The 10,129-nt window shown below is 57.9% G+C and carries 12 protein-coding genes and 1 other RNA gene; 4 read left to right on the top strand and 9 right to left on the bottom strand.

Translation table 11 applies throughout. The features are described 5' to 3' along the window. Window positions 1–221: 221 nt before the first annotated feature. Window positions 222–580, bottom strand: an RNA gene (gene rnpB / locus MCB86_RS07925) — RNase P RNA component class A. A 67-nt stretch (window positions 581–647) separates the two neighbouring features. Next, window positions 648–1,535 carry a 16S rRNA (cytidine(1402)-2'-O)-methyltransferase gene (gene rsmI, locus MCB86_RS07920; RefSeq protein WP_045163471.1) on the bottom strand — a complete coding sequence of 296 codons (888 nt, stop codon included), beginning with the start codon at window positions 1,533–1,535 and terminating at the stop codon, window positions 648–650. Between the two features lie 122 nt (window positions 1,536–1,657). On the opposite strand from rsmI, the gene MCB86_RS07915 reads away from it, so the two are divergent. The 4 genes from MCB86_RS07915 to MCB86_RS07900 all read left to right on the top strand — a co-directional run bounded on the left by MCB86_RS07915 (window position 1,658) and on the right by MCB86_RS07900 (window position 5,056). Next, on the top strand, window positions 1,658–3,421 hold the full coding sequence (locus MCB86_RS07915) for a penicillin-binding protein activator (protein ID WP_239610529.1): 1,764 nt from the start codon (window positions 1,658–1,660) through the stop codon (window positions 3,419–3,421). Next, the gene (locus MCB86_RS07910) at window positions 3,418–3,786 is read left to right on the top strand and encodes a YraN family protein (protein WP_045163472.1); all 369 of its coding nucleotides are present in this window, start codon (window positions 3,418–3,420) and stop codon (window positions 3,784–3,786) included. The genes MCB86_RS07915 and MCB86_RS07910 overlap by 4 nt, the downstream gene beginning before the upstream one ends. 101 nt (window positions 3,787–3,887) lie before the next feature. After that, on the top strand, window positions 3,888–4,481 hold the full coding sequence (locus tag MCB86_RS07905) for a phosphoheptose isomerase (RefSeq protein WP_025242888.1): 594 nt from the start codon (window positions 3,888–3,890) through the stop codon (window positions 4,479–4,481). Then, window positions 4,478–5,056, top strand: a complete 579-nt coding sequence (locus MCB86_RS07900) for a BON domain-containing protein (RefSeq protein WP_045163473.1) — start codon at window positions 4,478–4,480, stop codon at window positions 5,054–5,056. Before MCB86_RS07905 ends, MCB86_RS07900 begins: the two co-directional genes overlap by 4 nt. Before the next feature lie 73 nt (window positions 5,057–5,129). Here MCB86_RS07900 and MCB86_RS07895 read toward each other — a convergent pair whose 3' ends face one another. From MCB86_RS07895 to rplM, 7 genes are all read right to left on the bottom strand, one after another. Then, window positions 5,130–5,546, bottom strand: coding sequence for a ClpXP protease specificity-enhancing factor (locus tag MCB86_RS07895; protein ID WP_045163474.1), 417 nt, complete (start codon window positions 5,544–5,546; stop codon window positions 5,130–5,132). 12 nt (window positions 5,547–5,558) lie between these two features. Beyond that, window positions 5,559–6,176, bottom strand: a complete 618-nt coding sequence (locus tag MCB86_RS07890; protein WP_045163475.1) for a glutathione S-transferase N-terminal domain-containing protein — start codon at window positions 6,174–6,176, stop codon at window positions 5,559–5,561. A gap of 88 nt (window positions 6,177–6,264) precedes the next feature. Next, window positions 6,265–7,074 carry a cytochrome c1 gene (locus MCB86_RS07885; RefSeq protein WP_045163476.1) on the bottom strand — a complete coding sequence of 270 codons (810 nt, stop codon included), beginning with the start codon at window positions 7,072–7,074 and terminating at the stop codon, window positions 6,265–6,267. Continuing rightward, entirely contained in the window at window positions 7,074–8,285 is a 1,212-nt protein-coding gene (locus MCB86_RS07880; RefSeq protein WP_045163477.1) for a cytochrome bc complex cytochrome b subunit, read from the bottom strand. Before MCB86_RS07880 ends, MCB86_RS07885 begins: the two co-directional genes overlap by 1 nt. Next, window positions 8,285–8,878, bottom strand: coding sequence for a ubiquinol-cytochrome c reductase iron-sulfur subunit (petA, locus tag MCB86_RS07875; RefSeq protein ID WP_045163478.1), 594 nt, complete (start codon window positions 8,876–8,878; stop codon window positions 8,285–8,287). Before petA ends, MCB86_RS07880 begins: the two co-directional genes overlap by 1 nt. Window positions 8,879–9,129: 251 nt before the next feature. After that, a complete protein-coding gene (gene rpsI / locus MCB86_RS07870) occupies window positions 9,130–9,522 on the bottom strand; it encodes a 30S ribosomal protein S9 (RefSeq protein WP_021209313.1) in 393 nt (130 codons plus the stop codon). A gap of 14 nt (window positions 9,523–9,536) precedes the next feature. Next, on the bottom strand, window positions 9,537–9,965 hold the full coding sequence (rplM, locus tag MCB86_RS07865; RefSeq protein WP_019342644.1) for a 50S ribosomal protein L13: 429 nt from the start codon (window positions 9,963–9,965) through the stop codon (window positions 9,537–9,539). Window positions 9,966–10,129: the final 164 nt, after the last annotated feature.

The raw sequence follows: 10,129 nt of genomic DNA, 5'->3' as shown, positions 1-10,129 counted from the left end.
GCGCACTATAGAAACGCAGCAGCCCCACCGTCAAGGTGAGCCTGACGGGAAAAACCCTTATGGGACGGTAATTTAGCGAGCAAATAGGAGATAAACGGCAACGCGGAGCGCAGACAGAGAAGACATATTCAAGCGAGCCAAAAGGCTGCATCACAAAGTTAAAGTACTTTGTTAAGAGCAAGAATATTTTGGACTAAAAAGACGGGGGCATTGCGGAAGGGTCGGAGAGTCGATCTGTAAGCCGGGTTCTGTCGAGGACAGTCATTCCTCTACGACAGCCATCACTGACTGCCTCTAGCAACCTACCCGGATCCAGCGCGGGCCACGCCAATGGATCCCTATTTGGTCTTGCTCCAAGTGGGGTTTACCTAGCCACGGACTGTTGCCAGCCGTGCGGTGCGCTCTTACCGCACCTTTTCACCCTTACCGGCGCCGAAGCGCTTAGGCGGTTATTTTCTGTGGCACTTTCCGTAGGCTCACGCCTCCCAGGCGTTACCTGGCACTTCGCCCTATGGAGCCCGGACTTTCCTCCCTCCCTTTTCGTTGAACAAAAAGAGACAGCGACTGTCCGATCGACTCTCCGATCGCCAGGGTACTTTGCCGCGCCCACGCCTGCAAGCTGATAGCTACCCAAGGCCTGCTTGCCGTCACGGCAACTTCGTTTCATTCGCGCTCTTGTCTTGCAATGCAAGCTGGTACAGCAGGTTCTTTCTGACTCCCGTTATCTCCGCAGCAACAGCCGCCGCTCGCTTGACGGGCAGCTCTGCCAACAACAAATGCAACACTCTGCGCGCGTTTGCGTCGATAGCATCGTCGCCCTGTGGCGCCTGCCACCCTCCAACCACGAGTACGCATTCACCGCGCTGCTGATTGCTGTCGGACTCCACCCAATTACGCAACTCACCCAGCGGCAGCCCCTTCAAGGTCTCGAATGTCTTGGTCAACTCCCGCCCCAACACAGCGGGACGGTCCGGCCCGAATACCGTCGCCAAGTCGCCCAGCGTGTCAAGGATACGATGCGGCGCTTCGTAGAAGATCAACGTGCGCGACTCCTCCCGCAAATGCTCCAGGCGCGCCTGACGCGCGGCCTGCTTGGCAGGCAGAAACCCCTCGAAGATGAAGCGATCGGAAGGCAAACCTGCAGCGCAGAGCGCAGTAATAAGCGCACAGGCCCCAGGTAGCGGAACGACTCTTATGCCTGCCGAGCGTGCCTGTCTGACCAGGTGGTAGCCCGGATCGGATATCAACGGCGTGCCAGCATCGGAAATAAGCGCCACGTCCTCCCCTGCTAGAAGCCGCCTGATGAAGCGGCCGCCTTCGTCCCGCTCATTGTGCTCATGACATGCTGCCAGCGGAGTAGTGATACCGAAGTGCTGCAATAGCCGGGCCGAGTGACGGGTGTCTTCTGCTGCGATCAGCCCCACCTCGCCGAGCACGCGCAGCGCCCGTGCACTGACATCCTCAAGATTGCCGATTGGCGTGGCGACGACATAGAGCGTGCCTGCAGCGGAATTCACATCACCTGGCGCAGTCACAGGGCATACCTCAATTTATGAAAACGCGCATTGTAGCCCGTTTAGCCTCCATGACATCGCAGCCCCGACGGTGCTTGGGTACAATCCACGAACACTCGCCCAGCGCCTCTAGGATCAATTACATGATGGCTCGCTTTCGCCCGCTTCTGTTCTTATGCATTGCCGCCTTACTCTCAGCCTGTGCCAGCTCACCGTCTTCGACGCTGGGCGAGCTGCCTCGGACCCCGCAGGCATCAACGCAACAAATGCTGGAAGAGGCCGATGCCAGCGACCCAGCCAAGGCCGCTTTATTGCGATTGTCAGCTGCCGACCAGAGCATGCGACAGGGCAACCAGGCACAGGCTCGGCAGATACTCGAGCAGGTCGCTATCGAGCAATTGAAGCCGGCCCAGCAGATGTTCGCCAAAACCCTGGAAGCAGAACTGGCACTGGCCGGCAACGAACCACAGCGCGCCCTCCAAGCCTTGCAACACCCAGCCTTCGAGCGCCTCGCAGAACTGCCTGTGGAACAGCAATTGCGCACCCAGCTGGCGCGCGCGCAAGCACTCGAAGCCAATGACCAGCCCCTCGATGCAGCACGCGAGCGCACCTTCATCGCACCACTACTGAGCGGCGAAGCAGCCGAGCGGAATCATGAAGCGATCTGGTCGCTCGTATCGAGCCTGCCAGACGATGAATTACAGCCAACCGCGGACACTGATCTTTCCGGCTGGTTATCGTTGGCAGCAACGGTGAAGCAGGCCGGCACCCTTGGCCAGCAACAACGCGCGATCGACGCCTGGATACAGCAAAACCCCAACCACCCAGCCGCGCGACGCTTGCCGGAATCATTGGTAAAGCTTCGAGAACTGGCAGACAAACCCCTTTCGCACGTGGCACTGCTACTGCCCATGGACGGTCCTCTGGCCAGCGTAGCGCGCGCGTTACGTGACGGATTTCTTGCCGCTCACCTCGCGGCACGGCACGACCTGAAAATCGAGCTGTTCGACAGCACCCGCCTTTCCTCACTGGATGATTTCTACCAACAGGCGGCGGCCTCTGGCGTCGAGCTGGTCATCGGCCCACTGGAAAAGGATATGGTCCGTCAGTTGGCCAACCGCGAACAGCTACCGATAACCACCCTCGCCCTCAACTACAGCGATGCAGACCAAAAGACCCCACCTCAGCTGTTCCAGTTCGGCCTGGCTGCGGAAGACGAAGCGCGCGAAGTGGCACGTCGAGCCTGGGCCGATGGGCACCGTCGCGCGGTAGCCCTGACGCCTCGCGGCGATTGGGGCAATAGAGTGCTCCAAGCCTTTCGCCAAGAATGGCAGGACCTGGGTGGAACAGTCGTCGCCGCAGAGTCTCTCGCTGAGCCGATCGAATTGGCTAATCAGATAGCCGACCTACTGCAAGTTCGCAGCAGAGAGGGCAACGAGTCGCAGCCATCACGTAGTCAGGACATTGACTTCCTGTTCCTCGCTGCAACGCCGCAGCAAGCACAGCAGGTCAGGCCCACGTTAATATTCCAATACGCTGGCGACCTACCCGTCTATGCGACTTCGCACCTGCACGCGGCCACCGACAACCGCACCCAATATCTCGATCTCGAAGGCATTCGATTCACCGAAACGCCCTGGCTGCTCAACCCTCAACTTCCTCTTCGCCAGGAAATCGAGCGCAAATGGCCGCAAGCCCGCAGCAGCCTAGGCAGGCTGTACGCCATGGGAGCCGACGCCTATCTGCTGGCGCCGAGCCTGAACCAGCTCCTGGTATTGCCTGAGACGCAACTCGACGGACTGTCCGGCACGCTCAGCATCACTCCCGAGCAGCGAATCGAGCGACGCCTTCCATGGGCCGAATTCCAGGACGGCCAGGTCCAACGGCTAGCGGACACGCCCGATTGAGGACCAGCAAACAGATCAGCGGACAGCTCGCCGAGGATCTCGCGCAGCGTCATCTACAAACTCATGGACTGCGCCTGCTGCATAGAAACTGGACATGCCGTAGCGGCGAGCTTGATCTGGTCATGCTCGATGGCGATACAGTAGTATTCGTCGAGGTTCGCTACCGACGCCATGCCGCATGGGGCGGTGCGCTGCAAAGCGTTGACCTGCGCAAACAGCAGAAGCTGATCAAGGCAGCTCAGCTATTCCTGCTAAAGGAGAGCCACTGGGCGAGACACCCCTGTCGTTTTGACGTAGTCGCCATAGAGGCGACCACCGGCACCGCAGAACAGCCCAACTGGATCCGAAATGCGTTCGATAGCTAGACCAGGATCACTTTCGCAGCGCTCGGCGACCCTCCTCTGTCCTCAAGATTTTCTACGGCGCGGCCCAGCAGCCCAGCCCGTTACCTGAAGGTTAAACACCGATGGATATGCAATCCCGTATACGTCAGCTTTTCCAGGCCAGCATCGAGACCAAGCAGAACGCCATGGAGGTGCTGGCGCCCAGCATCGAGCAGGCCGGACAAGTCATGGTCAATACGCTGCTCAGCGAAGGCAAGATCCTAACCTGCGGCAACGGCGGGTCGGCCGGCGACGCTCAGCATTTTTCTTCGGAGTTGCTCAACCGTTTCGAGCGGGAGCGCCCAAGCCTACCCGCGATCGCGCTGACGACAGACAGCTCAACGCTGACCTCAATCGCCAATGACTATAGCTACAACGAAGTCTTTTCCAAGCAGATCCGGGCGCTGGGTCAGCCTGGCGATGTGCTGCTGGCGATCTCCACCAGTGGCAACTCCGCCAACGTGATCCAAGCCATACAGGCCGCTCATGACCGTGAGATGGTTGTGGTCGCACTCACCGGCCGTGACGGCGGCGGCATGGCCTCACTGCTACTGCCTGAAGACGTCGAGATACGCGTGCCGGCGAAAGTGACCGCACGCATACAGGAAGTCCACCTACTGACCATCCATTGCCTATGCGATCTGATAGACAATCAACTGTTCGGGAGCGAAGAATGATTCCGGTTCACCTGCACGCGCTCACGCTTGCACTATGCCTGGCCGCCACTGGCTGCAGCTCGGTACTCACGGCCACCCGCGATGACCCCATCAACGACAACCGGGGAACCCGCACCATAGGCAGCACCATCGATGATTCCCTCATCGAAACGAAAGCATCCGTTAATATCGCCAAGGCCCATCCGGATCTGGGCCAGGCGTCGCATATCATAGTCGCCAGCTATAACGGGGTCGTGCTGTTGGCCGGTCAGACGCCGCGTCAAGAGCTGAAGCAACTGGCCGAACAGGCCGCCAGCTCAGTGCAGCGCGTTAAACGTGTACACAACGAGCTTCAGGTGCTCAAGCCCTCATCTGCCCTGGCTCGCAGCAATGATTCTTGGCTGACCACCAAAATCAAAACGCAGATGCTCGCCGACGCAAGCGTCCCCGGCTCACGCATCAAAGTCATTACCGAGAACGGTATCGTCTATCTGCTGGGTCTCGTCACCCGCCAGGAAGGCAATCGTGCCACGAGCGTGGTGCAAGGCGTTTCCGGCGTGCAACGCATTGTTAAGCTGTTTGAATACATCGATTAAGAGGCGCCTCAAGGCCTCAATCCAGCCAGAGCGGAACCAACGAACCGCCTGCCGGCTGAATTGAGGCTCGCCGCTACTTCACGACTTTCAGGCTTGGACGTCCTGCCGAAGCAGGACGCGGCGATGCCTCACTTGAAGCAGCGGGCGAGTCGTCAGCGGGCGTACCGTCGTCAGGCGGAGTGGGCTCGATCTCAAACACCATTCCCTGCCCGTTTTCCCGCGCATAGATCGCCATGACAGCCGCAGATGGAACATGCAGGCTGTGGGGAACCCCACCGAAGCGACCTTCGAAACTGATCGATTGGTTGTCCATCTGCAGATGACGGACCGCGCTTGGCGCTACGTTCAGCACAATCTGACCATCACTGGCAAAACCATCGGGCACCCTAACGCCCGGATGCTCGACATTGACCAACAAATGCGGCGTGCAGTCATTGTCGACGATCCACTCATACAGCGCCCGAACCAGATAAGGACGGCTTGAAGTCATATACAGCCCCTCTTAGCGCATGCCGCGCTCAACGGCGGATAGACTGACCTGGAAGGCCTCGCGAGCAAAATTGGTCTCCATGTAATCGAGCAGCGGTTTCGCCGGCCGCGGCAGCTCTATTCCGAGTTTGGGCAAACGCCAAAGAATAGGCAACAGACAGCAATCTACCAAACTGATCTCATCACTCATGAAGAACGCCTTTTCGGCGAAGACAGGCGATACACCTGTAAGACTCTCGCGCAACTCCTTACGCGCCTGGATCCGCGCCGCATCGGGAGTACGTCGATCAGCGATCCGATCAACCAGCGCACACCAGTCCCGCTGAACCCTATGCACCAGCAGCCGAGTATTAGCCCTGGCCACCGGATACACTGGAAGCAACGGAGGGTGCGGATAACGCTCCTCCAAATACTCGGTGATCACGCTTGGCTCATACAGAGCCAGGTCACGATCCACCAGCGTCGGCACGCTGGCGTAGGGATTTACCTCGGTCAATCTGACCGGACAACGCGCCGGGTCGACATCGATTATCTCGACGCTGACGCCCTTCTCGGCCAGGACATAGCGCACACGGTGCGAATAATGGTCGGCGGGATCGGAATAACAGGCCAACCGATTGGTAGCGGCCATTGGGTCCCTCCTCATTGGAATTATGACGCTGCAGAAAAAAACACGCGCCCATAAGGGCGCGCGCAGGGTACCGCAAAACGGCGTGGGATCAGTGAACGTCTTTCCAGTATTCACGCTTCAGCAGGTAGGCGAATACGAAGAAGAACGCCAGGAACAGCAGCACATAGGTACCGATGCGCTGGCTTTCCAGCTTGACCGGATTGGCCGAGTAGGCCAGGAAGGTCACCAGGTTCTTGATCTTCTCGTCGTACTCCGCCTCGGTCAGCTCACCAGTGCCTGGCACTATCGTCATCGCATGACAATCTTCATGCGTGATCGGCGTCCCGGTCAGCGGATCGAATTGCTTGCGTCCGTCTTCGACGACCTGAACCTGCTTACATGCTACCGACTCACCTTCCGGCAGCTTGCTCGGCAGCACTTGACGGCCCTGCAGCGGCGCCAGCACATGCGGCATGCCTACGTTAGGGAACACGGTGTTGTTCACTCCATAAGGACGTGTAGGATCCTCATAGAAGCTGCGCAGGTATGTGTACAACCAGTCGTTTCCACGCACGCGCGCCACCAGGGTCAGATCTGGAGGGGCCGCCCCGAACCAGGTCTTCGCATCTTCCGGCTTCATGCCGATCTTCATGTGATCGCCGATCTTGGCATCACTGAAAACGATGTTATCGAGCATGACTTCTTCTGGAATACCCAAGTCCGTCGCCACGCGCTCATAACGCTGGTACTGGGCGCTGTGACAACCCATGCAATAGTTGGCGAACGTTTTCAGGCCATCTTGCAGGGCCACCTTGTCGGTCAGGTCGATGTCGACCTTATCCAGGTGTACGCCACCACCAGCGGCGAACCCGAACGCTGGCACCAGCGCAAGAATTAATGCAGCAAATTGCTTTTTCATCAGCCATCCACCCTTTGCGGAACTACTTTGGTCTTCTCGAGCTTGGTGTAGAACGGCATCAGGATGAAGTAACCGAAGTAGATAGCAGTACAGATCCGAGATACCAACGTGCGCTCAGGCGTAGGAGAAAGCACACCTAGCACGCCAAGGATGACGAAGGAAATACAGAACAACACTAGCGCGATCTTGCTCATCCAGCCCTTGTAGCGCATGGACTTGACCGGGCTACGGTCCAACCAAGGCAGCACGAACAGAACAGCGATTGCAGCACCCATGGCGATAACGCCAAGTAGTTTGTCCGGCACCGCCCGAAGGATTGCGTAGTAAGGCGTGAAGTACCAAACCGGCGCAATGTGCTCAGGAGTCTTAAACGCGTTCGCCACTTCGAAGTTCGGCTTCTCAAGGAAATAGCCGCCCATCTCCGGGAAAAAGAACACGATGGCGCAGAAGACGAAGAGGAACACCACTACACCCACGATGTCCTTCACCGTGTAGTACGGATGGAAGGGGATACCATCAAGCGGTACGCCAGCCTCGTCCTTTGACTTCTTGATGTCGACACCCATCGGGTTGTTCGAACCCACTTCGTGCAAAGCCAGGATATGCAGAACGACCAAACCGAGAATAACGATCGGCAGCGCGATGACGTGCAGCGCGAAGAAGCGGTTCAACGTGATACCTGAAATCAGGTAATCACCGCGAATCCACTGGGTTAGGTCACCACCGATGACCGGTATCGCACCGAACAAGGAGATGATCACCTGAGCGCCCCAGTACGACATCTGCCCCCATGGCAGCAAGTAGCCCATAAAGGCTTCAGCCATCAACGCCAGATAGATCATCATGCCGAAGATCCACACCAGCTCACGAGGTTTCTGATATGAGCCGTACAGAATGCCGCGGAACATATGCAGATATACGACGACGAAGAACGCAGAAGCGCCAGTGGAGTGCAGATAGCGGATTATCCAGCCGTACTCGACGTCCCGCATGATGTATTCGACAGAAGCGAATGCCCCCTCAGCGGAGGGCTCGAAACTCATTGTCAGCCAGATACCGGTAAGGATCTGATTGACTAGCACCAACAAGGCCAGCGAGCCAAAGAAGTACAGAACGTTGAAGTTCTTCGGTGCGTAGTACTTGCTCAGATGGTCTTCCCACATCTTGGTCGCGGGGAAGCGCGCATCGACCCATTCCATGAACTTGCTCATCACGCGTTCTCCTGATCCACGCCGATGACCACCAAAGAGTCGGTCTCGTACGAATGAGGGGGAACCGGCAGGTTCAAGGGAGCAGGTTGCCCCTTGTAGACGCGGCCAGCCATGTCATATTTCGAACCATGGCAAGGGCAGAAGTAGCCCCCAAGCCAATCTGCACCCAAATCGGGCGCCGCTACTTCAGGACGGAAGGACGGAGAGCAACCAAGATGCGTGCACAATCCAACCAGAATTAGCACCTCCGGCTTGATCGAGCGCACCACCGGATCCACGTACGCCGGCTGCTCGGATGCTTCGGACTTCGGATCAGCGACCGTATCGGTGAGCTTGTCCAGATTGGCCAGGGCCTCCTCGGTACGACGCACAATGAACACCGGCTGACCACGCCACTCGGCAACCATCTGCTGGCCTGGCTCGATCTTGCTGATATTTACCTTAACCGGTGCACCGGCTGCCTTGGCCTTGGCACTCGGGAACCACGATCCCACGAACGGGACCGCGGCACCCACCGCTCCTGCAGCTCCTACTACCGAAGTAGCGGCTACGAGGAAGCGACGCCGGCCAGCATTCACGCCGTCATTGCTCATTCAGTCGTCTCCCATCAGTTTCTTATGGCCTACCGAAAGCAGGCGTCTACTACGTAAAACAGCCGCGAAAAAATTCGCCAAATGGTAAAGAAAAGCCCCTCGCATGACAAGGTAATAACCGGATACACCCCAGCGCTAAGCCCCGAAAACAGGGGCTTCCTAAACGCGACACGCTGTCGCACGGATAAAAACCAGCCCATAAAAAAACGCCCAGCTTCGAATAAAGCTGGGCGTTTTTTTGTGAAGCGGGATTAGCGCTTCGAGTACTGCGGACGCTTACGCGCCTTACGCAGACCAACCTTCTTACGTTCAACTTCGCGAGCATCGCGAGTAACGAAGCCAGCCTTGCGCAGAGCAGGACGCAGTGTCTCGTCATATTCCATCAGGGCACGAGTGATACCGTGACGGATCGCACCCGCCTGACCGCTCACTCCACCACCGAGAACAGTGACATAGATATCGAACTTCTCGACAGTCTCGGTCAGTTCCAGAGGCTGACGAACCACCATGCGAGCGGTTTCACGCCCGAAGAAGTTATCCAGCTCGCGGTTGTTGATGGAAATCTTGCCAGTACCCGGGCGCAGGAATACGCGCGCGGTTGCAGTCTTGCGACGGCCGGTGCCGTAGTTTTGAGTCGCCGACATAATGAACTATTCCGTTAAATCTTCAGTTCTTGGGGCTGCTGAGCGGTATGCGGGTGATTGGCACCCTTGTACACCTTCAGCTTACGATACATGTCGCGACCCAGCGGGTTCTTAGGCAGCATGCCCTTGACCGCGGTCTCGATCACACGCTCTGGCGCCTTGGCGATCAGCTTCTCGAAGTTGATCGACTTGATGCCACCCGGGAAACCGGAGTGAGAGTAGTACATCTTGTCGGTGGTCTTCGCACCGGTAACACGCACTTGCTCGGCGTTGATAACGACGATGTAATCACCGGTATCGACGTGAGGGGTGTATTCCGCCTTGTGCTTGCCACGCAGGCGGCTAGCGATTTCGGTTGCCAGACGACCCAGGGTCTGGCCGGCAGCGTCGACGACGAACCAGTCGCGCTTGACGGTTTCCGGTTTAGCAGTAAAAGTCTTCATTCGTTATAGCCTCAGGGGCCGCCCTGAAAATAAGACGGCGAATCTTACTGAATGGTGCTCGCCCTGGCAAGGCCAGGACAGCCGGAAACAGACGCTATCGGGGGCTCGGGTCAGCGCGTCCGCTACGGCAGTGTTCGGTAGGCTAGGCATCCCCTACCTTGGTT

Source organism: Pseudomonas sp. KSR10 (assembly GCF_022355455.1).
Lineage (GTDB): Bacteria > Pseudomonadota > Gammaproteobacteria > Pseudomonadales > Pseudomonadaceae > Stutzerimonas > Stutzerimonas stutzeri_E.
Note: the sequence above shows the minus strand (reverse complement) of the source record. Positions and strands in the feature narration are given on the sequence as shown.

What these genes read in the sequence shown, in the direction of transcription:
- MCB86_RS07890 (WP_045163475.1), bottom strand. Translation starts at nt 6,176, where the DNA reads ATGGCCGCTACCAATCGGTTGGCCTGTTATTCCGATCCCGCCGACCAT.
- MCB86_RS07915 (WP_239610529.1), top strand. Translation starts at nt 1,658, where the DNA reads ATGATGGCTCGCTTTCGCCCGCTTCTGTTCTTATGCATTGCCGCCTTA.
- petA (WP_045163478.1), bottom strand. Translation starts at nt 8,878, where the DNA reads ATGAGCAATGACGGCGTGAATGCTGGCCGGCGTCGCTTCCTCGTAGCC.
- MCB86_RS07905 (WP_025242888.1), top strand. Translation starts at nt 3,888, where the DNA reads ATGGATATGCAATCCCGTATACGTCAGCTTTTCCAGGCCAGCATCGAG.
- MCB86_RS07900 (WP_045163473.1), top strand. Translation starts at nt 4,478, where the DNA reads ATGATTCCGGTTCACCTGCACGCGCTCACGCTTGCACTATGCCTGGCC.
- MCB86_RS07885 (WP_045163476.1), bottom strand. Translation starts at nt 7,074, where the DNA reads ATGAAAAAGCAATTTGCTGCATTAATTCTTGCGCTGGTGCCAGCGTTC.
- rpsI (WP_021209313.1), bottom strand. Translation starts at nt 9,522, where the DNA reads ATGTCGGCGACTCAAAACTACGGCACCGGCCGTCGCAAGACTGCAACC.
- MCB86_RS07880 (WP_045163477.1), bottom strand. Translation starts at nt 8,285, where the DNA reads ATGAGCAAGTTCATGGAATGGGTCGATGCGCGCTTCCCCGCGACCAAG.
- rplM (WP_019342644.1), bottom strand. Translation starts at nt 9,965, where the DNA reads ATGAAGACTTTTACTGCTAAACCGGAAACCGTCAAGCGCGACTGGTTC.
- MCB86_RS07895 (WP_045163474.1), bottom strand. Translation starts at nt 5,546, where the DNA reads ATGACTTCAAGCCGTCCTTATCTGGTTCGGGCGCTGTATGAGTGGATC.